Origin of the sequence: Nocardia sp. NPDC056952 (genome assembly GCF_042674185.1) — a bacterium.
Lineage (GTDB): Bacteria > Actinomycetota > Actinomycetes > Mycobacteriales > Mycobacteriaceae > Nocardia.
Genome location: NZ_JBHURA010000011.1, coordinates 62,957 through 86,464 on the forward strand (window position 1 = coordinate 62,957; position 23,508 = coordinate 86,464).

21 protein-coding genes are annotated in these 23,508 nt (G+C 68.6%); 8 read left to right on the forward strand and 13 right to left on the reverse strand.

Annotated features, from left to right (window positions below):
• Positions 1-34 precede the first annotated feature (34 nt).
• Complete coding sequence (locus ACFTS5_RS28735; RefSeq protein ID WP_378636999.1) at positions 35-1,102, reverse strand: ABC transporter substrate-binding protein; 1,068 nt, start codon at positions 1,100-1,102, stop codon at positions 35-37.
• 107 nt (positions 1,103-1,209) lie between these two features.
• Between ACFTS5_RS28735 and ACFTS5_RS28740 the strand changes: the two genes are divergently transcribed.
• From ACFTS5_RS28740 to ACFTS5_RS28770, 7 genes are all read left to right on the forward strand, one after another.
• On the forward strand, positions 1,210-2,217 hold the full coding sequence (locus ACFTS5_RS28740; RefSeq protein WP_378637001.1) for a FecCD family ABC transporter permease: 1,008 nt from the start codon (positions 1,210-1,212) through the stop codon (positions 2,215-2,217).
• Positions 2,214-3,296, forward strand: a complete 1,083-nt coding sequence (locus tag ACFTS5_RS28745; protein ID WP_378637003.1) for a FecCD family ABC transporter permease — start codon at positions 2,214-2,216, stop codon at positions 3,294-3,296. Before ACFTS5_RS28740 ends, ACFTS5_RS28745 begins: the two co-directional genes overlap by 4 nt.
• Entirely contained in the window at positions 3,296-4,105 is an 810-nt protein-coding gene (locus ACFTS5_RS28750) for an ABC transporter ATP-binding protein (RefSeq protein WP_378637006.1), read from the forward strand. The genes ACFTS5_RS28745 and ACFTS5_RS28750 overlap by 1 nt, the downstream gene beginning before the upstream one ends.
• 16 nt (positions 4,106-4,121) lie before the next feature.
• On the forward strand, positions 4,122-4,763 hold the full coding sequence (locus ACFTS5_RS28755) for a TetR/AcrR family transcriptional regulator (RefSeq protein ID WP_378637008.1): 642 nt from the start codon (positions 4,122-4,124) through the stop codon (positions 4,761-4,763).
• 79 nt (positions 4,764-4,842) lie between these two features.
• Complete coding sequence (locus ACFTS5_RS28760; RefSeq protein WP_378637010.1) at positions 4,843-6,225, forward strand: lipase family protein; 1,383 nt, start codon at positions 4,843-4,845, stop codon at positions 6,223-6,225.
• A gap of 97 nt (positions 6,226-6,322) precedes the next feature.
• Positions 6,323-6,949, forward strand: a complete 627-nt coding sequence (locus ACFTS5_RS28765; RefSeq protein WP_378637013.1) for a hypothetical protein — start codon at positions 6,323-6,325, stop codon at positions 6,947-6,949.
• Positions 6,940-8,481, forward strand: coding sequence for a hypothetical protein (locus ACFTS5_RS28770; protein ID WP_378637015.1), 1,542 nt, complete (start codon positions 6,940-6,942; stop codon positions 8,479-8,481). The genes ACFTS5_RS28765 and ACFTS5_RS28770 overlap by 10 nt, the downstream gene beginning before the upstream one ends.
• Before the next feature lie 20 nt (positions 8,482-8,501).
• On the opposite strand, the gene ACFTS5_RS28775 is transcribed toward ACFTS5_RS28770, so the two are convergent.
• From ACFTS5_RS28775 to ACFTS5_RS28825, 11 genes are all read right to left on the reverse strand, one after another.
• Entirely contained in the window at positions 8,502-9,068 is a 567-nt protein-coding gene (locus tag ACFTS5_RS28775; protein ID WP_378637017.1) for an ATP/GTP-binding protein, read from the reverse strand.
• A 10-nt stretch (positions 9,069-9,078) separates the two neighbouring features.
• Positions 9,079-9,519, reverse strand: a complete 441-nt coding sequence (locus tag ACFTS5_RS28780) for a DUF742 domain-containing protein (protein WP_378637020.1) — start codon at positions 9,517-9,519, stop codon at positions 9,079-9,081.
• A complete protein-coding gene (locus tag ACFTS5_RS28785) occupies positions 9,516-9,944 on the reverse strand; it encodes a roadblock/LC7 domain-containing protein (RefSeq protein ID WP_378637023.1) in 429 nt (142 codons plus the stop codon). The genes ACFTS5_RS28780 and ACFTS5_RS28785 overlap by 4 nt, the downstream gene beginning before the upstream one ends.
• Positions 9,945-9,972: 28 nt before the next feature.
• Complete coding sequence (locus ACFTS5_RS28790) at positions 9,973-12,717, reverse strand: nitrate- and nitrite sensing domain-containing protein (RefSeq protein WP_378637025.1); 2,745 nt, start codon at positions 12,715-12,717, stop codon at positions 9,973-9,975.
• Between the two features lie 380 nt (positions 12,718-13,097).
• The gene (locus ACFTS5_RS28795) at positions 13,098-14,123 is read right to left on the reverse strand and encodes a hypothetical protein (RefSeq protein ID WP_378637028.1); all 1,026 of its coding nucleotides are present in this window, start codon (positions 14,121-14,123) and stop codon (positions 13,098-13,100) included.
• 47 nt (positions 14,124-14,170) lie between these two features.
• Complete coding sequence (locus tag ACFTS5_RS28800) at positions 14,171-14,671, reverse strand: PspA/IM30 family protein (protein WP_378637031.1); 501 nt, start codon at positions 14,669-14,671, stop codon at positions 14,171-14,173.
• A gap of 52 nt (positions 14,672-14,723) precedes the next feature.
• On the reverse strand, positions 14,724-15,482 hold the full coding sequence (locus ACFTS5_RS28805; RefSeq protein WP_378637033.1) for an alpha/beta hydrolase: 759 nt from the start codon (positions 15,480-15,482) through the stop codon (positions 14,724-14,726).
• Positions 15,479-16,882, reverse strand: a complete 1,404-nt coding sequence (locus ACFTS5_RS28810) for a TerD family protein (protein WP_378637341.1) — start codon at positions 16,880-16,882, stop codon at positions 15,479-15,481. Before ACFTS5_RS28810 ends, ACFTS5_RS28805 begins: the two co-directional genes overlap by 4 nt.
• A gap of 143 nt (positions 16,883-17,025) precedes the next feature.
• Positions 17,026-19,527 carry a phenylalanine--tRNA ligase subunit beta gene (pheT, locus tag ACFTS5_RS28815; protein WP_378637036.1) on the reverse strand — a complete coding sequence of 834 codons (2,502 nt, stop codon included), beginning with the start codon at positions 19,525-19,527 and terminating at the stop codon, positions 17,026-17,028.
• 19 nt (positions 19,528-19,546) lie between these two features.
• Complete coding sequence (gene pheS, locus ACFTS5_RS28820; protein ID WP_378637343.1) at positions 19,547-20,608, reverse strand: phenylalanine--tRNA ligase subunit alpha; 1,062 nt, start codon at positions 20,606-20,608, stop codon at positions 19,547-19,549.
• A 307-nt stretch (positions 20,609-20,915) separates the two neighbouring features.
• Positions 20,916-21,233 (reverse strand): Uma2 family endonuclease, encoded by a 318-nt coding sequence (locus ACFTS5_RS28825; protein WP_378637038.1) that lies wholly within the window; start codon positions 21,231-21,233, stop codon positions 20,916-20,918.
• Between the two features lie 348 nt (positions 21,234-21,581).
• Here ACFTS5_RS28825 and ACFTS5_RS28830 point away from each other — a divergent pair, with 348 nt between their 5' ends.
• Positions 21,582-22,046 carry a hypothetical protein gene (locus ACFTS5_RS28830; RefSeq protein WP_378637041.1) on the forward strand — a complete coding sequence of 155 codons (465 nt, stop codon included), beginning with the start codon at positions 21,582-21,584 and terminating at the stop codon, positions 22,044-22,046.
• On the opposite strand, the gene ACFTS5_RS28835 is transcribed toward ACFTS5_RS28830, so the two are convergent.
• On the reverse strand, positions 22,031-23,464 hold the full coding sequence (locus ACFTS5_RS28835) for a DHA2 family efflux MFS transporter permease subunit (RefSeq protein ID WP_378637043.1): 1,434 nt from the start codon (positions 23,462-23,464) through the stop codon (positions 22,031-22,033). The genes ACFTS5_RS28830 and ACFTS5_RS28835 overlap by 16 nt on opposite strands.
• Positions 23,465-23,508 lie beyond the last annotated feature (44 nt).

Here is a 23,508-nt window from a genome sequence, read left to right on the forward strand (position 1 = left end):
GAGTGTAGGGGTGGGCGAACACGACGCGTTCGGCCTACTTGGCCGGGTCGACCTCGAAGGTCTTGGCGATGTCGTCGAGGACCGAGTGGGCGCCGGTGAGGCCGACCGAGGTCAGCCAGACCAGGTCGTCGACCGGAGTGACCTTGCCACGCAGCTGGTTCCACAGCGGGTTGGCCTCGGCGGCCGCCTTGCGCTGCGCGGCGGCGTCCTCGCCGTTGCTGGTGAGGAAGACGTAGTCGGCGTCGGCGTCCAGCAGCCGCTCGGGGCTGAGCGTGATCGAGAAGTCGTTCTTGGGGTCGTCGGACTTGTCGAGCTGGTTCAGACCGGCGTCGGCGAAGATGTCGCCGACAAAGCTGACCCGCTGCATCAGCCGGTCTTCCTTGGGAAGGAAGCGCAGTAGCGACACGGTCGGCGCGTTGCCGCCGTTCTTCGCCTTGATCGCCGCCCCGATCTTGGTGGCACGGTCCTGGTACGCCGCCAGCTTGGCCTGCGCCAGGTTCTCCTTGTCGACCGCCTTGGCGAGCAGCAGCAGGTTCTCCTTCCAGGTGGCACCGGTGGTCTGGCTGAACACGACCGGCACGGTGCCCGAACCGAGCTTGATGCCCTTGAACTGCTCGTACTGCTTCTCGTGACGCACCTTCGCCGACACGATCAGATCCGGCCGGGCGCCGGCCAGCTTCTCGATATCGGGGGTCTGCAGGTTGCCGATGTTCACCGCTCGCCCGCCGCAGGTCTGGGCGGCCGCGCCGAGGAACGCGGGCAGCTTCTCGCCCATGGACTGGTAGGTCGTGTACGCGACGACTTCGGCGTTCAGCACCAGGGCGGCGTCGACGAACGTCTGATCCAGCGCCGCGACCCGAACCGGCCGGGTGGTGATGGTGGCCGGGTCGACGACCGTGCCGACATTCGCGCCCGCCTTGTCCTTGACCGCCCCGGCCTCGATCGTGCGCGGGTACGCGCCGCCGTCGAGGTTGCTCGCGGTATCGCAATCGCTGCTCGCGGCGCCGGTGACCGACCGGTCCTGGCCACACGCGGACAGGCTCAGTACGGCGGCGGCGACTACCGCGGCGGCGGCGAGCCGACGGCTCAGTGGGGTGTTCATCGAGGTCTCCCGAGTGGTTCAGAGTTCTTTAGGGTTGCTAACCTAGCGAAGCCTTACCTAATTACCAACTATGAAGAGGGACAGTGCCCGCATCGCCGCCCGGAGTCGTGTTCGCCAACACACGGTCTCGCCGGTTGCTACTCATCGCCGGACTCTTGGCCGCGGTGTTCGCGGCCGTCCTGCTCAGTTTGGCCATCGGTTCCAAATTCATTGCTCCCCTTGATGTTCTGCACGCACTCGGCGGTACGACCGACACCGAGACCGGCGCCATCGTCAACGGTCTGCGCCTGCCACGCACGCTGCTGGGGGTGCTCGCCGGCCTCGCGCTCGGCATCGCCGGCGCGGTGATCCAGGGTCACACCAGAAACCCCCTCGCCGACCCCGCACTGCTCGGCATCACCCAGGGCGCGGCGCTCGGCATCGTCCTGGCGGTGATGGTCGGCGGCATCTCCAGCCTGTTCGGCTACGTGTGGTTCGGCTTCGCCGGCGCGCTGATCGCCACCATCACCGTGTTCGTCATCGGCACGACGGGCCGCGGCGGACCGACCCCGGTGACCCTCGCCTTGGCGGGCGCCGCCGTGAGCTACCTGTTGCAGGGCCTGATCTCGGCGGTGGTGCTGTTCGATACCGATGTCACCGACATCTACCGCTTCTGGAAGGCCGGTTCGCTGGTCGGATCCAACCTGGACCTCCTCGGCAAGGCCACCCCGTTCATCCTGGTCGGGATCGTCCTCGCGCTGGCCAACACCTCCGCGCTCAACGCGCTCAGCCTCGGCGAGGACACCGCCCGTGCGCTGGGCCATCGCGTTTCCCTGGCGCGCACCATCGGCATCGGCTCGATCGTGCTGCTCACCGGCGCGGTCGTGGCGATCGCGGGACCGCTCGGCTTCGTCGGGCTCGTCGTCCCGCACCTGGCCCGCGGTATCACCGGGCCCGACTATCGCTGGCTGGTCCCGGTCGCCGGATTGCTCGGTGTGGTCATGGTGCTGGTCGCCGACATCGCGGGGCGGCTGGTGCTGGACAAGGGCGAACTTCCGGCGGGCATCATGCTGGCCTTCGTCGGCGTCCCGTTCTTCATCGTGTTGGTCCGCCGCCGAAAGCTGGTGAGCATATGAGTACCGTCCGGGCGGTCCGGCTGGGACCGGTGTCCTGGCAACTGCGACTACGCACGACGGCAGTCCTGGTCGTCGGGCTCGCGATTCTCGGCGCCGCGAGTTGCGTCGCGCTGGCGCTGGGCACGTACACGATGCCCGACGGCGGTCCGGTCACGCCGTGGGACGTGCTCGCCGTGCTCAGCGGTGGCGGCGACGACGGCCTGGCCTATGTGGTGTGGGATCTGCGGCTGCCGCGGATTCTCACCGGCGCGCTGGTCGGCGCGGCACTGGCGCTGTCCGGCGCGATCACGCAGGGCATTGCCCGAAACCCGTTGTCCAGTCCCGATATTCTCGGCGTCACGGCGGGCTCGAGCGTCGCCGCGGTCGCGGTGATCGCCCTGTCGGGCAGCCGTGGCCAGATCAGCGGCGCCGCCGCCGAGATCGGGGTGCCGGTCGCGTCCATGCTCGGCGGCCTCCTCGCCGCGCTCGGCGTCTTCCTCCTGGCCTGGCGCGGCGGTATCGAGGGCTATCGGCTCGTGCTCGTCGGTCTCGGCGCCGGTTCGCTGCTGTCCAGCGTGACCTTCTGGCTCCTCAGCGTCGGTGACGTGGATATCGCGACGCGGGCGGTGACCTGGCTGACCGGCAGCCTCAACGGCAGCAGCTGGATCCAGGTGACACCGGTGGCGATCGCCCTGGCTGTCCTGGTGCCGGTCGTACTCGGGGGCACCCATCTGCTCGGCGCGCTGCATTTCGGCGACGACACCGCCCGCTCACTCGGTGTGCGGCTCAACGCCGCCCGGCTGACACTCCTCGTCCTGGCCGTGTTGCTCGCCGGTGTGGCGACCGCCTCGGCGGGCGCCATCATCTTCATCGCGCTCGCGGTGCCGCAGGTAGCACTGCGTCTCACCGGTTCGGCACAACCACCGCTGCTCACCTCGGTGGTGCTCGGCGCGGCCTTCACAGTCGCCGCCGATCTGGTCGCCCGCACCCTGCTGCCCGCCGGCGAACTGCCCGTCGGGGTGATCACCGCCGTCCTCGGCGCGCCCTATCTGATCTATCTGTTGATGCGGCGCAATCGCGTCGGGAAAGCGGGCGTGTGATGACCGTTCGGCTGCAGGCCAGCGAGCTGACCCTCGGCTACGGGCCGACAACCGTCGTGGACGGGCTGGACCTGGACATCACCGGTGGCACTGTCACCGCGGTGATCGGGCCCAACGGGTGCGGCAAATCCACCCTGTTGCGCGCGATGGCCCGGCTCCTGCGACCCGCCGGTGGACATGTCCACCTGGACGGCAAACGGATCGACCGCATGTCGACCAAGGAAGTGGCGCGCGTGCTGGGCATCCTGCCCCAATCCCCGATGGCTCCGGAGGGTCTCACCGTCACCGACCTGGTCGCCCGTGGCAGACACCCGCACCAGCGCTGGTACCGCCAGTGGTCCGACGACGACGAAGCCGCCATCACCGAGGCGCTGACCTGGACCGACATGGTCGAGTTCGCCGATCGCTCGCTCGACGAGCTGTCCGGCGGCCAACGCCAGCGCGCGTGGATCTCGATGGCGCTGGCCCAGAACACCGACCTGCTCCTGCTCGACGAACCCACCACCTTTCTCGATCTCGCCCACCAGATCGAGGTTCTCGACCTGGTCCGGCGCCTGCACGCCGAGGCGGGCCGGACAGTGGTGATGGTGCTGCACGACTTGAACCTCGCCGCGCGGTACGCGCATCGACTGGTCGCGATGCGCGCGGGCCGGGTGGTTGCCGCGGGTACGCCCGCCGAAGTGCTCACCGAGGACGTGGTGGCGCAGGTATTCGGGCTGCGCGCCAAGGTGATCGACGACCCGGTCACCGGCACTCCGCTGGTGGTCCCGATCGGACCCGTCGACGCCGGCGCCTCGACCGAATCCTGAACAGTAGGGTCATGGGGTGACCTCTGGGCGGACTCGACACAACTACACCGGCACCTCGGTCGCCGAACGACAGGTCGAGCGCCGGGCGCTGTTCATCGACGCGGGACTGACCGTGTTCGCGGAGAAGTCGTACGCCAACAGTTCGCTGACCGACGTGTGCGCGGCCGCGGGGCTGTCGCGTCGGCAGTTCTACGAACAGTTCGCCGGGCGCGAGGAACTGCTCGTCGCGGTGTACGACTCCGTGCAGGACAAGGCAGGGGCGGCGGTCGCCGAGGCGCTGGCCGCAGCGGAATCCGACGAGCTGCGCACGCTGATCGACGCGGCCGTTCGCGCGTACACGACGGCGATCACCGACGACATCCGGTGCGCCAAAGTCGCTTTCGTCGACATCGTCGGAGTGAGCCCCGAGATCGAGGCGTATCGGGCGCAGGTCAGGGACCGGTGGGGCGAGGTGGTCACCGCGATCGCGGCCGGACGCGACGGGGTGCGGATGCCGCCCGGCGGTTGGCGGGTGCCGATGGCGGCGTTCATCGGGGCCGTGAACGGCGCCGTGCACCAGTGGAGCCTGGACGACCCGCGACCGCCCGTCGACGAACTGGTCGACGTGTTCTCCACCATCCTGAACAGCCTGATCTCGGCGACGTCCCCCGACGCGTGATTGCGATCTGCGCCACACCCATGTCATAGTTGCCGCTATTGAGACGAAGGAGTCTCAATTCATGTGAGGACTGTGCGCGATGAGATCTCCCTTCGTTCAGCGATGGCTTGCCCTGGCCACCGGTTTGCTCGCGGCGGCAACGGTGGTGACCGCCGGGCCCGTCGCGGCCGAGCCACCGGCGGCGCCCCCGCCGATGATTCCACTACCGCCCGAATGGGATCCGGGCTTCTACCTACCGCCCGCGGACGTGGTGGCGGCGACCGAGCCGGGGGCGATCATCGCGGTCCGGCAGGTGCGGATCGCCGATTTCGGTCTGCTGCCGATCGATGTCGACGCATGGCAGGTGTCGTATCGCTCCAACAACAGCCGTGACGAGGCGATCCCCGCGGTCGCCACCCTGATCAAGCCGCGCGGGCAGGCGCCGAACCCGCGCAAGCTGCTGTCGGTGCAGCTGGCCGAGGACTCGACCGCGGGCTACTGCGCGCCGTCCTATGCGCTGCAACATCTTTCGGCGGCCGCGGTGGCGGGCCAGATCGTGGTGCCCGCCGAGTTCCTGTTCGCGCAGGCAGCGCTGTCACAGGGCTGGGCCGTGGTCGTCCCGGACCATCAGGGACCTGATTCGGCCTACGCGGCCGGACCGCTGGCGGGCCGGATCACCCTCGACGGCATTCGCGCGGCGACCAGCTTCGCCCCACTCGAGGCGGGACCGACCGCACCGGTGGGGCTCTACGGCTACTCCGGCGGTTCCATCGCGACCGGCCACGCCGCCGAACTACACAGCAGCTACGCGCCCGAACTGAACATCGTGGGCGCGGCCGAAGGCGGGGTCGGTGCCGATCTCGGTGCCGCCTTGAGCATGGCGAACAATCAGCTGACCTCGGGTCTGGTGTTCGCCGCCGTTCTGGGACTCACCCGCGAATACCCCGATTTCGCCGCCTACCTCGATCAGCGGCTCGATCCGCTCGGCAGGGCCCTGTTCGCGATCAAATCGCCACTGTGCGTGCAGTATCAGTCGGCGCTGCTGCCGTTTCTGAATCTGACGGGCATGATCGGCTCCGACGGTAATCCCCTCGACGATCCGCCGGTCGCGGCGATGCTCGACGACACCCGCATGGGCAAGTCCGTCCCCGACATGCCGCTGTTCGTGTGGCATTCCGCGTGGGACGAGATCCTGCCGCTGGCCGCCACCGACACCTTGGTCGACACCTACTGCCGCGATCCGAACACGTCGCTGACCTACACCCGCGACCATGCCAGCGAACACATCGTCGCGGAAGTGGTCGGTGGTCCGGCCGCGCTGATCTGGCTGCGCGACCGCCTCGACGGCGTCCCGGCCGCTGCCGGCTGCACCACCTCCGACGCGGGCACCATGGCCGCGACCCCCGGCGCCCTGGACTTCCTCGGCGACTCGCTCGCCGCGAAGTTCGCGTCCCTATTCGGCATGCCGCTCGGGAGCCGCTGACTCGACGAATCGGCGAACTCGGCGATACACATTGACGTTCGATGTTGATTTGTATCATACTCGCCGAGTTCGTCGATCATGAGCAGGAGGTGCCCCGTTGACCGACAACGCGCGGGCCGCGCTGGAGATTCTTCGCGATGCGAGCCAGTTCAAGTGGTATGTCATTCCGCTGTTACTGGTGGTCATCTACATCTACGCGGTCGAAGTCGAGCGGCGTAACTGGAATGTGCTGTTCGCCGGGCTCGCGCTGTGGGGCATGGACTGGTTCAACGAGATCTGGAACGCGCTGGTCTTCCACTTCACCGAGCGGGCACCGGTCTGGGCGGCGAGCGGACCGACGGCGTACCAGATCTTGATCGGGCTGAACATCGAGATCTGCTTCATGTTCGCGATCATGGGCATCGCGGCGGCGAAGATGCTGCCGCCGAAGGAAACTCGGATCTTCGGGCTGCCGAACCGGCCGGTGCTGATCGCGGTCAACTCGATCGCGGCGGTGGCTGTCGAGATACTGCTCAACAAGGCCGACATGCTGACCTGGGACTGGTCATGGTGGCAGCCGGGCTTCCCGTTCCTGATCTGGATCATCGGGTACGTGCCGTTCTTCGCGGCCTGCTTCTTCGTGCACGATCTACCGAGCGTGCGGAGCAAGGCGCTGGTGGTCGGCACGATCTTCGGGATCGACGCGATCGCCCTGATCGGTTTCGGCGCGGCGGGATGGCTGTGAGGCGCGGGCACGCCGTCCGGCGTACAGCGCTGATCGCGGCCGCCGGACTGGTATTCGCGGGGGTGACAACACAATCGGTGGCCTTCGCCGATCCGGGGTGTCTGCCGGTGGGTACGGTCGGCACCCCGGAGGTGAGCGTCGACGAATCCGATGCCGGGCTCGCGGCGTTCGCCCCGGCAACGGTCGTGCTGCCCGAGCAGGTGTATTTCCGCACCGCCACCGAGTCGTTCAACCGCCGCTGGTCCTTCGCCACCCGCGACGGTCAGGTGTACGCGAAAGCGGCTGCCGCCCTAGGTGGTTGGCGCATGATCGCGCTGCCGGGCTGCCTGGCGGGCACGATCGCCGGTGTCTCGGCCGACGACGACGAAGTGATGATGATCGACCGGGACGGCCGGTTCGTCACGATGGATCACGCACTCAGCGCTCCCGCGGACTGGAACTGGAGCAGCCGCTACGGCACCCCGCTGTGGACCGGGCCCGGCAATACGCTGCCGCCGGGCGCGCTGACCTGGTCGTGGTCGGTGTTGTCACCCAACGAGGACCACGTGTGGACAGATACCGCGGGCAACGAACACCCTGTCGGCGGGGCGAAGGTGTCGCACGTCTTCGCGCTCACCCACGGCGGTCAGCGGATCCAGTACGTCGACCCGTGGCTGCCGGTGGACCACAGCTACGAGATGAGCACTCCGGTCGGTGGGCGCTTCCAGGCTGTCGCGTTGTCCACCAGCGCGTCGACCTCGCTGGTCGTCAACCGGTACGGCGACTTCTACACGCGCCTCTACGATTTCGACATCTCCGGCGCGGACAAGGTCTTCTTCCGCTACTCCTACGAGGACCAGCGCGGCCTGCCCGAAGCGCCGGACATGCTGTCCGAGCGCGTCGATCCTCGCTACGCCGCCATCCAGCTGCCCGCACCCGACTGGGCCGCACAGCCGAAGGTGCCCGGTGAGATCACCGACCGCATCTCCGTCCACCGGACCGGGCCCGGCTCGGCGGCGCGAGAGCTGCGCGTCGAAGGACGCGACGGTGGCCGGACCGGATTCTGGCGCAAGATGCTCACCGATGCGTCGTGGACCTTCGTCGTCACCGATCAGCCGCTGTCCGGTGCGGCGCTGGAGAACTCGCCGGTGAACCGCGCTCACGAGACGCTCGGTCCGGTGTCCGAGTACGGCTACCAGGGCGTTTCGGCCCAGGGGTGGACCGCACGCATCCAGTCCTTCGATCCGGCCGTCTCCCCCACACCGCTGCGGATCGAATTCGGTGACGGAAGCGGGCTCGACGTCGTGCTGCACACCGTCGACGGCTTGCGGCAGACACCGCAGCAGCCCGGAATCACCGCCCAGCCACGGTTCTTCGACGGGACCATCGCAGTGCCGCAGGGACTTCTCGCCTCGGTGGACGCGCAGCCGAGCACCGTACGCGATTTCCTGCGGAACACGCTGGGTGGCAAGCGGTTCACCGACACCTCGGTCGATGTCACCGACGCGCGGTTGCACCTGGCCCTGTCGGACCTCACCCTGAATCGACGCTGACCGGTGCGACCGGGATGGGTTCAGCTCACCTCCCGCTGACGGGGTTGGACGCGGTGCAGCAGGACCTGCTCGAGCAGTGCGACCAGGACATCGCGCACGGAGTCACGGTCGCGGGCATCGCAGTCCAGCACCGGGATCCAGTCGTCGAGGCCGAGCGCTTCACGGACTTCACCGAGATCGAAGCGGGTCGCGTCGGCGAAGCGGTTCACCACCACGACGAAGGGCGTGTGGTGTTCCTCGAAGTAGTCCAGGACGGGGTAGCAGTCCTCGACGCGGCCGGTGTCGACGACGATCACCGCGCCGAGGGCGCCGTCGACCAGGTCGTCCCAGAGGAACACGAATCGGTCCTGGCCGGGGGTGCCGAAGAGGTAGAGGATCAGCGACTTGTCGAGGGTGATCCGGCCGAAGTCCAGAGCCACTGTGGTCGCGATCTTTTCGGCGCGGCGACCGGGATCGTCGACACCGATGGAGACCTCGGTCATCGACGCTTCGGTGACCAGTGGCTCGATTTCGGAGATGGCGCCGATGAAGGTGGTCTTGCCGACGCCGAAGCCGCCGCTGACCACGATCTTCACCGACGACGGCATGGCTGGTGCCTCAAAGTGCGCGGACAAGGTCGCGGATCCTCTCGATGGCGGCGGTCGACAGTTCCGGCGCGTCACGGACGGTCACATGCCCCGCCGCCGCCAGATCGCTGACGATCACCTTGGCGATGCCGATCGGAACCCGCAGGGCGGCACCGATTTCGGCGATGGAGTGCGGCGTCAGGCACAGCTGCACCACGGTGCGTTCTTCGAACCGCAGCGGCGCCGACAGTGCGGACGGCGGTGCCTGGACGAGGGTTTCGATGCGCAGCCCGTCCAGCACCGGGACGGTGCGGCCCGCGGTGACCACGAACGGGCGAACGAAGCGGTCGTCGACATCGTTGTGGTCGGTGGGGGTCACCGGCACCGACGGGACGAGACCACGCCACCCCACCGGCTGGTTCATCGGGATCATGCGCGGGTCGGGCAGCCGCGGGAGATCGAAATCTCTCATCTGCGCAACGACTCTCGCAATTCGCTGATCAGCAGCGGGTCCAGCAGTGATCCGGCGCGTTCGGCGAGGATCGCCATCTCGTAGCCGACCAGACCGACATCGCAGCCGCCGTCGGCGATCACGCCGAGGCAGCTGCCGTCGCCCAGCGCCGACACCAGCAGGAAGCCGCGCTTCATCTCGATCATGATCAGTTTGAGGCCGTCGAAATCGTAACTGCGCGAAGCACTCCGGGCGAGGCTGGACAGGCCCGACACCATCGCGGCGAGCCGGTCGGCACCGGTGCGGTCGAGTCCGTCCGACATCGCGATCAGCAGCCCGTCGGAGGAGACGGCGACGGTGTCGCGCACGCCGTCGGTATTGCGGACGAAGTTGCCGAGCAGCCAGTTGAAGGTGTGTGGATCGGCGGTCGGTAGGTGGGTGGTCACCGGGTCTCCTGGGGTCTTGTCCGATCGGTCAGCGGGTGGGATCGAGTGGAGGGGAAGAGGATTCGGTCTCGCCGCCGCGTTCGTGGCCGGTGCGGAACGAGGAGAGCATGCTGCGTGTCTGGTCGGGGGTCCGTTCGACAACCGGAGGCCGGTCCGGACTGCCGGCCGGATCGCGGCGGGGTCGCTCGGGCGCACCGGTGATCTTGGCGCGCTTGCTGCGTTTGACCAGGCCGTTGCGGGTGCGTTCGACGGCGGGTGCGCCGATGGACTCCACGGCGGGCAGTTCACGCGGTGGCGGTACCGCCGAGCCGTTGTGTCCCCGGGCCGCCCGCTCCGAGCGGTCCGGGGCTACCACGCCGTAGTGGTCCTCAGCCGACGCGCCGTTGCGGACCGCACCGTTGCGCGGGTGCGCGGAATCGGTTGAACCGCTGAGGAACTGTGCGTATGCGGAGCCGGTGGACGAATGGTTCGCCGAGGCCGGACGACTGCCGTTGGCGCTGTTGCCGGCTCCCGATTCCGAATTCCGGCTGTGCCGCGACCGCCCGTTGGTGCCGGTTGCCGACGCCGAGCCACCGGGGATGCCGTGCGACGTATCGCCGAGGAACCCGGCCGGTCGATCATCGCTATGGTCCGCACCTGGCGCGCCGGCCGGGATCGCGTGGTGCCCCGGTGTCGCCGAACCGGTCGTGGCCCCAGTGCGCGCAGGGGCCACCGCGTGACCCACGGCGACGGAGGTGGCAGTGCGCTCCAGCGTTGCGGGTTCGGCCAGATCCTGACGTGCGGGGCCTCGGGCGGCGCCCTCTCGCGGATCCGCTGTCTGCCCGGTCTTTCCGTCGGCGAGCAGCGACGGCGGGAGGAGCAGGCGGGCGACGATGCCGCTGACCGGTGACGTGTTCAGTTCCACGTCGATGCCGAGGCGCCCCGCCAGCCGACCGACCACGTAGTGGCCCAGGTAGCGGGTGGAGGCGACGATGAAGTCCTGCTCGCCGCGCAGCCGGGCATTGGCTTCGGCGAGTTGCTCGGCGGGCATGCCGACGCCGTGATCGACGACGGCGAGCAGGTAGCCGCCCGCGACCTTGCGGCCGTACACCTCGACCTCGAGATCGGGCGGCGAGAAGGCCAGCCCGTTCTCGATGAGTTCGGCCAGGATGTGCGCCAGTTCGCTGACGACGGCGCCGGTCACCGCGATGTAGTCGATCCGGCGCAGCACCACCCGCCGGTAGTCGTCGACCTCGGACAGCCCGGCCCGGATCACGTCGGTGAGCGCGATCGGCTCGGCCCATCGACGCGGACTCGCCTCGCCGACCAGCACCAGCAGACTCTCGGCGTTGCGCCGCATGCGGGTGGCCAGGTGGTCGAGTTCGAACAGGTTCGACAGTGCCTTCGGGTCGAGCTCCTCGCGTTCGAACTCGCTGATCAATCCCAGCTGACGGCGCACCAGGTTCTGATTGCGGCGGGCCAGATTCGCCATCGATTCGGTGGTGTTGCGCCGCACCAGCGCCTGCTCGGAGGCGAGGTCGAACGCGGTGGTCTGCACGCGATCCAACGCACCCGCCACAGCGGCGATCTCGACGCTGGCGCCGGGAGGTGTGCGCACGGGGGCGGGCGGATCGGGTTGGGCGTCGGCGGCACTGTGCCAGGCCGCGATCACCTCGGGTAGTCGGGCGGAGGCGACATCGTCGGCTTCGGTGGCCAGCTGGGCCAAGGGGCGGACGATGGCCCTGATGCTGGCGAAGACGAGCGCGAACTCGGCGGCGATCGCCAACAGCGCGGCCAGGGCGAAGGCGGCCAGCATCAGCGCGGCGTCACGGCGCAGTGTCTCGGCCCGCGCGCCCACGTCGTCGCCGATGACCTGCTGGACCCTGCGTTGCTCGTCGATGACCGCGGTCATCTGCGTCCACCACACGGCCGGGTCGACCTGCTGAACCAGCGGTCCCGATGTCGAGGCGATCGCGATGTTCTCCGATTCGGTTGCCCGCGTGGCGTTCTCGCTTGCCAGGACTGCGTCCAGACGGGCCTGCTGGGCGGGTGTCGCGTCGTGGCCGAAGGCGGTGAGCGCGGCATTGCGGGCAGCGCGGATGTCGAGGAACTGCACGTACTCCCCCGGCGCGAATTCCCCCGCAGCGAAAACGCCGTTGAGGAAGCCGCGTTCGCGGGCCGCGAATTCCTTCGCGTCACCGAGCGCGTAGAGCGCTTGCAGGCCGTGCCGGACGGCCGGGTCACGCGCCTGGTCGAGACCCAGCGAGAGACGGTTCAGCGCGTCGATGCCGTCGGTGTAGAACTGGAACGCGGCCTGCCTGGTGACATTGCGATTGTCGACCTGGGAGCGGATCGCGGGCAGACCCGCCAGATGCCCCAGCGCCGAGCGCACCTCCCCCGCACCGGGCGGGTTCCCCACGACGGCGTTCACCAGGGCATGCAGGGCGGCGTCGGTGCCCGTGCGCTGGTCGGTGACGGGTTGGCGCAGGCGCTGATCACCGCCGAGCAGACCGTTGCTCAGACCGCGCTCGCGCTGGACCTGCTGCACGAGGTCCTGCGTGGCCAGCGCGACCGCCACCGCGTCCACGGTCTCCCCGCTGCGGCGGTAGGCGCTGACCTGTGTCGACATGGTCAGCCCGAGCAGTGCGAGCACCAGCACCAGCGACACCACCAGGATCCGGGCGAGCTGGCCGGAGATGGTGCGCGGCCGGATCAGCCCGGCGCCGGCCCGCTGCCCTCGAGCGCCGCCGTCCGATCGGGTTCCGGTCGGGTTCGGCCGGGAACGTGCACGCACACCTACTCCTTGGCAATGCCACCGCAACGTCGGTCACGGTGGCTCACGGAAAGTCAGGTGCAAACTTGCACTCCGCGCAGTGCGCGGTCAATTCGGAACGGTGTAAAGCAGCAATTCGTGCACTGATCTAAACATGCCGGAAATCCAGCGGGCTTTGTGTAGCCGAATGCTCACAGCCGCACCGGCGGCGAGTTGGTCGGCCGGTTCACTGCTGGATACATACAGGTCACCAGAGAGCGTGACACACAGCACATTTGATGCGACCGATCAGAAGCCGAAATTCGAATGCTCGACATCACTACCGGTTGCGACGATGTCACGCAAATCGGGAAGCGAAGTCGTATCGATCAATTCGCGTTACCGAACGGGATTCGCGAGAATTACTCGCCGCCGAGAATTCCCAGCACCTGATCGGAGTAGAAGAACGGCTCGAGCCGTTCCCTGATCAGCCCGGCCAGCACACCGTTGCGCTTGGCCGCCTCGATGACAGCCGGCCCGTAGCGCAGGATCTCGGCACTGATGTCGTCGGCGTCGAGGCCGAGTTCGGGCAGCATCGCCGAGAGCGTGTGGTCGCTGTACCTGGCATAGAACACCTCGACGCACTCGCGCACGAGCAGGCCGAAGTACTCCTTCTCCCTGGTCGTCACCGCGATCTCGTAGCAGATCTGGACCAGCTCGTTGAGGTCCTTCTGGGTGAGGTATTCGCGCAGGCCCGCGACGGGTTCGTCGGCATGCAGGTCCCAGAACTCCATCGCCGCCGAGTGCACGGGCGCGTCGCGCAGCATGTCGCGGATGGCGTTGTTGGTGCGCTTGAGCGCGAACAGCGCGCCCTTGCCCGCGAGGTCACCGACGAAGGTGCTGTCGGCGGCGACCTTCTTGGCCCGGTTGGCAGCGGACTGACCCAGCGACATCAGCGAGGAGACGCCCGGAATCTTCTCGGCGCGCTCGCGATTGGCCTGCACGAAATCGCCGATCAGCTTGTCGACGAAACGCGAGGCGACCGTGGCGACGAGCGGGCTCTCGGTGAGCCGGTCCAGGATCCGCTCCTGGGCCTGGTGCATGCCGAAGATCTTCTCCAGCAACGCTTCCACCGGTTCGCGGTCGACGACGTCGCCGAGGGTGTATTCGGTGTTCGAGGCGATGTGGTCGTAGATGGCGTCGGAGAAGATGCCGACGGTATCGGCGATCACGGGGCTGCCGCCGATGCGGTCGAACACGGTGGCCACCGTCTGCTCGCCCTGTTCCAGGGAGACCACGTCACCGAACCTGATCGTCTCGCCGACGGCCAGCACGGCCGCCACGTCGCGGGCGATCACCTCGGCGAACCGTTCACCGGTCACCTCGGCGAGCAGGAATTCCACCTGCGCATCGAGCAGTCGGTCGGCGATCTGGCGCGCCTGCGTCATCTGTGTGTCCACCCATCACGGTCGTTGCTGGAGGGGAGGACGCGTGGCTACTTCTCGCCGGAATCGTTGCCCTGCACCGATTTCCGGATCTGATCCAGCCGCTCACGCGCGGCTTTCTCCCGCGCCTCCCATTGCTCGTCGACGCTGCGACCCGCGGGAGTCTGCCGGTCGAGCTCGTCCATTCCCTGCGCGGTGCCGAAACGCTGCTCGACCTTATCCCGAACCGAGTCGAATGTCGGCACTCCGGAAGTGGAATATCCGCCGGTGGCGGTGGGTGCGCCCGTCACCGGTAGCCCGGACGGTACCGGCGGTACCGGCATCGCGCCTCCGACCTGCCCGGATGCGACGGGCACCACATCCGCGTCGATGACGTTCGTGTCCAGAGTCACAGGTGATCCGGTTTCGGCATGACCGATCTCAGCCTGGGCCAGTGCGGCGGCGACCGCGCCGAGCCCGGGGCGTCCGGCGACCGCGGCGCGCAGCACCGACACCAGCTCGCCGTCGGGCAGCGCAGCCAGGCGGCCGAGGAGTTCGCTCGTTTCGCTCATACCGCCAGGCTACGCAGAATCAGCGACCCCCGGCGACGACCGGGCTGCGGCGTTATCGAGCCGCCCAGTCGGCGATGATCTTCGGCCACTGGGCGCCGAGCGTGTCGATCACATCGTTGTGACCCGCGCCGGGGACCACGATCAGCTGTTTCGGTTCCCGCGCCGCCGCGTACAGGCGTTCGGCGTGGCGCAGCGGGAGGAGTTCGTCGCGGTCACCGTGCATCATCAGGACCGGGACGCGCAGGTTCGCGATGTGCCGCAGGCTCGGATAGGCGTTCGGGATCAGCGGCGCGGGCAGGAACGGGTAGACCGAGCGGGCGGCGGCGCGCATGCCGCTGAACGTCGACATGAGGATCATGCCCGCGGGCGGATACTCGCCCGCCAATTCGAGCAATACCCCGCCACCGAGGGATTTGCCCAGGTAGTAGACCCGCTCGGGATCGACTTCGGGTTGCTCGAGCAGGGCCTGGCGGGCGGCTCTGGCGTCGAGGTAGGTGCCCTGTTCGCTCGGCGTGCCCGTGCTGTGGCCGAAGCCGCGGTAGTCGAAGGCGAGCACGTCGAAGCCGGCGCCGACCAGCAGCGCGATGATCGAGACGCGGTCGCCGATGGTGCCCGCGTTGCCGTGCGCGTAGAGGATGTGACCGCGGGAGCGCTCGGCCCGCACGAACCAGCCGTGCACATCGAAACCATCGGCGGTGCGCATGGTCAGATCGCGATATTCCAGGCCGAGCGCCGCCGGGGTCTGGGCGAGGTGCTTGTCGGGGTGGTAGACCAGCGCGTTGAGCACGCGCGTCGCGGGATGCCGGATCACTTGCCGCGGCCCGCCTGGAAGCCGAAGTCCCAGTTGTACAGGCGGGCGATCTCCACGACACCGCCGCCCGGTTGACCGGCGGGCGGGCGGACGAAGCTGCCCTCGCGGCGCACCACGAACTCGCCGTCGACATTCTCCAGCGCGAACAGCACCGCGTCGCGGGAGTTGTCGGTGCAGCCGTCGAGCGTCATCTCGATGGGCGCGGAATTCACCGTGTTCAGGGTGACGGTGGCGTGCACATTACGGAAATCGCTGGCGCCGTCGTAGATCGAGGCGAACACGAGGATGCGGCGGATGAACTGGGTGCAGTCGAGATTGACCGACAGGTTCTCGCCGGTGATGCTGGCGCCGGTGCGGTCGTCCTGATCGAGGTGGATGAACGGCGGTTCGTAGAGAGCGCCGAAGCGGCGGTCGAGGGCGCGCACGGAACCGATCGCGCCGTTGACCAATTCGAAGAAGCAGCACAGGTCGAGGTCGATGTTCTTGCCGCGGAGTTTCCCGAAGAGGCGGCCGGTGGCGGCCATCGAGGTCCAATTGAGGTTCACGCGCATGACGCCGCCGGTGGCGCCGTGTTTCGTCAGGGAGACCGACGGGGCCTCTTTGGTGAGCGACACCTTGGCGAGGTCGACCGGTGGTGGTGGCGGGGCGAACTGGGGGTTCTGCTGGGGTGGGATGCCTGGCTGGTTCGGCGGCGGCGCGTACTGCGGCTGCTGCTGATTCGGCGGGAACGCGGGGGTCGGCGGGCTGGGCGGCGGGGTGTGGGGCCGGTTCGGCTGCGGCGCGGGAATGAAGGGCTGTGTCGGTGGGGCGTACGACTGTTGCGGAGCCGGCCGGCCCGAAGCGAACGGCGGCGGGGGTGCGGGTGGTGCGACGGGAGGCGCGGGGGCGTCGTCGACGGAGATGCCGAAATCGGTAGCGAGTCCGGCCAATCCGCTGTCATACCCCTGGCCGACCGCACGGAACTTCCACGCACCCTGGCGGCGGTACAGCTCGCCGAGCACGAACGCGGTTTCCGTGGTCGCCCCGCTGCTGTCGAACCGCGCGACCTCGGCGCCGTTCGCGGTGTCGATCACCCGGATGTAGAGCCCGTGGAACTGGCCGAAGGTCCCCCCGTCGGCGGACGCGGCGAGCACGATCGTCTCGATCTGCGGCTCGACCTGCCCGAGATTCACCGAGAGCGCGTCGACCACGGTGTGCCCCTGCTGTTTTCCTTCGTGCCGCACCGCCCCCGAGGGGTGCACGGCCTGGTTGTAGAACACGAAGTCGTCATCGGAGCGCACTTTCGCCCCGGCGAGCAACAGCGCGGACGCGTCGGCATCGGGCACACCCTGCCCCGACTGCCAACCCAATTCGACCCGGACCGCGGAGGCAGGCACCGCGACATTGGCACCTTTCATCATCGACACCCGTCCAACCTATCCCGCCCTGACTCCGCCCCCAACCGGTCGCCCCTGCTCCCCGCCCGCCGGACAGGTGGAATCACCGCGGCGACACGACGAAGGCCGCCCGGCACAACCGGGCGGCCTTCGGGTATCGGTGCGGATCAGCCGCGCAGTTCTGCGCCGACCGCGGTGGTGGCCGAGGCGACGGCGGCGTCGCGGGCGGCGCTGGCCTCGTCTTCGGTGAGGGTGCGGTCGGGCGCGCGGAAGCGCAGGGCGTAGGTGAGGGATTTGCGGCCCTCGCCGGCTTGGGCGCCTTCGTAGACGTCGAACAGGGCGATGCTCTCGAGCAGGTCGCCGCCGCCGGTGCGAAGCGCGGTTTCCACCTGCGCGGCCGGGACGGTCTTCTCGACGCTGATCGATACGTCCTGCAGGACCGCCGGGAACGCCGAGATCGTCGGCGCGGGCAGGGATTCGCTCAGCGGCAGGGCGTCGAGGTCCACTTCCAGCGCGCAGGTGCGCGGCGGCAGACCGGCGCGCTCCAGGACGGCGGGGTGGAGTTCGCCCGCGTGACCGACGACCACACCGTCGACGAGCAGTTCCGCGCAGCGACCGGGGTGCCACGGGAGGTAGGCCGCGGCCCGGCGTTCGATGACGACACCCGCCGCGTCGGCGATGTCGTCGACCAGCGCGAACGCATCGGCCGCCTCGGCCGGACGGCCCGGTCCCCACGGCCCGCGCGGGTCGTGCTTACCGCTGAGCACCGCGGCGATGTGCACCGGCTGGGCGGGCAGCGACGCTTTGAGCTCGGCGATCTGTTCGTCGGTGGGACGACGGTCCACCGGCAACGCCTCGACCGAGTGGGTCTGCGCGCCGGGCTGCACCACCTGGGCGATGCCGTAGATGGTCAGGTCGCGCGCACCGCGAGAGATGTTGCGGGCGGCCACTTCCAGCAGACCCGGCAGCAACGTGGTCGCCAGTTCGGGGCGGTCGCTGTCCAGGGGATTGAGGACGCGGGTGGTATTGCGGCGCGGGTCGTCGGCGTCGAGCCCCCACACCTCGAACACGCCACCGGGCAGGAAGGCGGGCGGCGGCACCTCGACGGCACCGGCGAAGGCCAGCGCCCGGCTCACCGCACGACGACGCCGCTGTTGCGCGGTCAGACCGCGACCGCCGGGCGCGGTCGGCAGCACGGACGGGATCTGCTCGAGGCCCTCCAGCCGCAGGACCTCTTCGACCAGGTCAGCGGGCTGCGAGAGATCGGGGCGCCAGCTCGGCGGGGTCACCAGCAGCTGGGTCTTGCCCGCGTCGTTGACCTCGATCTCGACGCCCGCGCCGATCTGGGCCAGCCTGCGCACGGAGGTGCCCGCCGGGTAGGTGACGCCGGCGACGCGGTCGGGCAGGTCGATGTCCATCGCGATCGGCGCGACCGGCTCCAGGGGCACCCGGATGTCGGTGAGCGCGGATTCGATGGTGCCGCCGGTGATGTCGGCGAGCAGGGTCGCGGCGCGGTCGAGCGCGGCGATGTTGATCTCGGGATCGACGACCCGTTCGTAGCGCTTGCCCGCCTCCGAGGAGAGCTTGTGACGGCGCGAGGTCCGGTACACCCGCAGCGGATTCCAGACGGCTGCTTCCAGGACCACATCGGTGGTCTCGGCGCCGACCTCGGTGCTCGCACCGCCCATGACACCGGCGAGGGAGATGACGCCGGAATCATCGGCGATCACCACGTCCTCGGCGTCGAGGGTGCGCTCGGTGTCGTCGAGGGTGCGCAGAGTCTCGCCCTTGTGCGCCGAGCGAACCACCAGGCCGCCGTGCAGCTTCGCGGCGTCGAAGGCGTGCAGCGGCTGACCGAGTTCGAGCATCACGTAGTTGGTGACGTCGACAGCCGGGGAGATCGGCCGCATACCCGACAGCATCAGCCTGCGCTGCAACCACAGCGGGCTCACCGCGTTCGGGTTCATCCCGGTCACGCGGCGCACGCCGAAGCGGGTGCAATCCGCATCGTCTTCCAGGCGAACGGGCCAGGCCTGGTCGTCGGCCTCCGGCAGCGTGCGCACGGCGGGATCGGCGTATTCGAGGTCGAACCCGCAGGCCAGCTCGCGGGCCAGGCCGCGCACCGAGAAGCAGTAGCCACGATCGGGGGTGATGTTGAGTTCGATGATCGTGTCATCGGTGCCGAGCAGCACGTTCGCGTCGTCGCCGGGCTGCGCGGAACCGGGCTCGAGCACCAGGATGCCGTCGTGATCCTTGCCGATGCCGAGTTCGGCGACCGAGCAGATCATGCCGTTGGAGGTGTGACCGTAGGTCTTGCGCGAGGAGATCTTGAACCCGCCGGGCAGCTCGCCACCGGGCAGCACGACGACAACGAGGTCGCCGACCGCGAAATTGCGCGCGCCACAGACGATTTCCTGCAACTCGGGGTTGCCGACGTCGACCTTGCAGAAGCGGATCGGCTTCTTGAACTCGGTCAGTTCGGTGATCTCGGCGACGCGGCCGACGACCAGCGGCTTGTCGATGTCACCGCCGATGGGCTCGAGCTTGTCGACCTCTTCGACTTCCAGACCCACCCGGACGAAGCCCGCGTCGAGCTCTTCCGCCGACACCGACCACTCGGGGGTGGTGCGCTGCAGGATCTCGGTCAGCCAGGACTGTGCTACTCGCACTTGACGTTTCGCTCTCTCTCTAAGACCGGATACCGAAGGGCAGGGTGAACCGCACGTCACCCTCGACGATGTCGCGCATGTCGGCGATGGTGGTCTGGAACTGCAGGGTGCGCTCCATGCCCATGCCGAACGCGAACCCGGAATACACCTCGGGATCGATACCGCTGGCGATCAGGACCTTCGGGTTGACCATGCCGCAGCCGCCCCACTCGATCCAGCCCGCGCCGCCCTTCTTGTTCGGGAACCACACGTCGACCTCGGCCGACGGCTCGGTGAAGGGGAAGTAGTTGGGGCGCATGCGAGTACGGGTCTCGGGGCCGAACATGGCCTGGGCGAACGCGTCGAGGACACCGCGCAGGTGCGCCATGGTCAGGCCCTTGTCGATCGCCAAACCCTCCACCTGCGAGAACACCGGGGTGTGGGTGGCGTCGAGCTCGTCGGTGCGGAAGGTGCGACCGGGGCACGCGACATAGATCGGCACCTCGCGCTCGAGCATGGACCGCACCTGCACCGGGGAGGTGTGCGTGCGCAGCACCTGGCGCGAACCCTCCGGGGCGATGTGGAAGGTGTCCTGCATGGTGCGCGCCGGGTGGTCGGGCAGGAAGTTCAGCGCGTCGAAGTTGAAGTGCTCGGTCTCCACCTCGGGACCCTCGGCGACCTCCCAGCCCATGCCGACGAAGAAGTCGGCGATCTGCTCGGAGATGACGGTGATCGGGTGCCGGGCGCCCACGGGCTGACGACGGGCGGGCAGCGTGACGTCGATCTTCTCGGAGATGAGCACCGCCTGATCGCGCTCCGCCAAGAGCGCGGCACGGCGCGCCTCGAACGCGTCCGACACCCGCTTACGCGCGACGTTGACCCGCTTACCGGCCTCGGCCTTCTCCTCCTTGGGCACACTGCCCAGCCCACGTTGCGCGAGCGCGATCGGCGACTTACCGCCGATGAAGTCGGTCTTGGCGACCGCCAGCGCATCCAGGTCAGCCGCCGCGGCAAACGCCTTCTCGGCCTCCGCCGCCGCTGCCGCGAGTGCCTCCTCGGTCAAAGAGGCGTTTTGCTCGACTCCACTGTTGTCGTCGGCCACGATCTTCTCGACTCTCCCCTGGGGATCGGTTCGCGGGCGCGTCATTGCCATCCCGCATCGGTGCTGCGTAAATCCTATGGGATGGGGTTGACGCGATTCATCCGGATTACTCGCGACGCGATCAGCGCAGGTCGGCGGGGTCTCGAGGTGGACCGATCAGTGCACTCGAGGGCGCGGATCCACAGCGCAGGTCGCGCGAATTCTTCTAGCCGGTTCCGGCGCGCCGGTCACGACCGTCACCCACACAGCCCTCGAATGGGATCCCGCAATCGCGGGCTGACCGATCTGGTCGGGGGTCGTGGCGCGGCTACTCGTCGTATCGGGGCAGGCAGGCAGTGTCGAGGGACAACCCCAGGGGATCGAGGAGGCTGATCGGGTCGCCGTATATGCCTTCGATCAGTTCGGCGTAGCCGCCTGCGGCGGGACCGGCGAACAATGCCCAGCGGCCGACGCGAGGGTCGATGACGAGTAGGGCGCGCACGCCCGCCGCGGCGTACCAGCCGTTCTTGCCGTTGATCTGCGCCGCCCGCTCCGACTTCGCGATCACCTCGACGGCGAGTTCGACATCGAGGGGGTCGGCAAGCCAGTCATCGTCGGTGTCCCAGGTGTCAGGGAGGACGACCAAGTCGGGCGGCGTCGGGTGTTGTGCGCGAAATCGGCTGTTTCTCAGGGCAATCGGAAAGCAGTCCGAATTCGAGGGAACCGAATGGGATCGGGGCGCGTCCAAATGAGCAAACACACCAGCGTGTTCGACTCGAGAACAGGACGACTCGATGGCTGAACAGACCGGCGATCCGACGTCTCCGCGGGGGCGGCGTGCTCGACTCACCGCTCCGGGGAGCGGGCTTGCGTTGTGTGGCTTCGGGATTCGGCCCGTGGGGCGGCGTCCGTTCCCGCGTGTGGCGGGGTTGTGCGCGCACCGGCCAGAACAGCAGGCGGCGCCCGAGCAGGGCCAGCACCCGGACAGTGTCGGATGACGGGGCCGAACGGCCGTCGGGTCACGTCGGCCGGCGCACTGCCCTACGTTCGATTCCAGGCTGCGCAGCCCAATCGACACGGTCGACATCCGGGCGTGTTCGGCCTGGTGAACGGGCTGTGGGCCGCAGGGCACCTGAGTGCCCGGGAGGTGCGGTTTCGCCGTGACGGCAACGACTGGTTCAGCGAGAATCTGACGAATCCGAGTGATGTCGACCCGGGGGTGTACGACCGCGCACGGCATCCGGGTGCCGCCTCGTGGTTCAAGGCGAGCGCGGTGTCGATGATCGAGCGGGTCGAGGGATACCTCGCGATCCTCGACGCGCACGGCGTCGGGTGGGAGCGGCTGGACTCCGCCGCACCGGGCACCATCATCTATGCCGATGCCGAGCAGGTGGTTGTCGTGCCGTTCGGCGACAACCACCTGCTCAGGGAACCGATCAGCGGCTATTCCGCGGGCTGAGTGTGCCGGGGCAGGAACGCTGCCACCACCGCCGCGCAGGCGACCAGGGCGGCGCCGACCCACACCGCGGGGACGAGGCCGTCCACGTAGGCCTGGGGGTCGGTGTAGGAGCCGTGAGAGGCGAAGACCGAGGCCAGGACGGCGATGCCCATGGCGACGCCTACTTCGCGAACGGTGCTGCTGATGCCCGACGCCATGCCCTGGTCGGCGGGGGAAGCGCTGGCCATGACGATGGTGGACGAGGGCGCGAAGGTGAGGCCCATGCCGATACCGCCGAGGACGAACGGGGCGACGAAGGCGAGATAGGGGACGTCGGCGGTGGTGATCATCGCCATCCAGCCGAGCGAGACAGCCAGGCAGAGCTGGCCGATCGCGATGAGGGTGCGGGCACCGACGCGGTCGACGATCAGGCCGGCCAGCGGTGCGACGACCATCGGGACCATCGTCCACGGCATCGTGCGGATGCCCGACTCCAGCGGTGAGTAGCCCTGGACCACCTGGAAGAACTGGGCGAGCAGGAAGATCGAGCCGAAGACGCCGGACGAGAACCCGAAGGACACGATGAAGCTCAGGCTCAGGCCGCGGGATTTGAACATGCGCAGCGGGAGCATCGGATCGGTGGCGTAGGTTTCCCAGACGACGAACGCGACGAGCAGCACGGCGCCGCCGATCAGCGCGGTGAGGACCTGCGGTGCGGTCCAGCCGTCATCGGCGCCGTGGATGACACCCCAGACCAGTGCCAGCACGCCGCCGGCCGAGAGCAGCACGCCCAAGTAGTCGAGTTTCCGTGCGGCGCCCCGTGATTCGGACAGCATGCGGGCAGCGAAGGGCAGCGCCAGCAGCCCGATCGGGACGTTGAGCCAGAAGATCCACTGCCAGTTCAGGCCGTCGACCACCGCACCGCCGACGACCGGCCCGACCGCGACGCCAAGGCCGGCGATGCCGCCCCAGATGCCGATCGCGGCGCTGCGCATCTTCGCGGGTACCGCGGCGGCCAGCAAAGTGAGCGACAGCGGCATGACGGCCGCACCACCGACGCCCTGCACCGCACGGGCGGCGATGAGCATCCACGGCTCGGTGGCCAGCGCGCACGCCGCGGAAGCGACGACGAAGATGCCGATTCCGGCCAGGAAGACCCGGCGCCGGCCGATCCGGTCGCCCAGGGCCGACGCCGACAGCAGCAGCGCGGCGAAGGACAGCGTGTAGGCGTTGATGAACCATTGCAGGTCCGACAGCGACGCTCCCAGTTCGGTTTTGATCACCGGGAGGGCGTTCGTCACGACGAGGTTGTCCAGCGTGACCATGAACATCGGAATGCCGACGGCGGCGATCACCGCGCCGAGCGGCTTGTTCTTCGCCCCGGAGTTCGGTGGCGTCACGGCGGCTCGCGCGTCGCCGGATTCGAGTGTCTGCGTCATGCCAAGCCCTTGGTTGTTATTGACTGATAACTTCTCCGCTTATC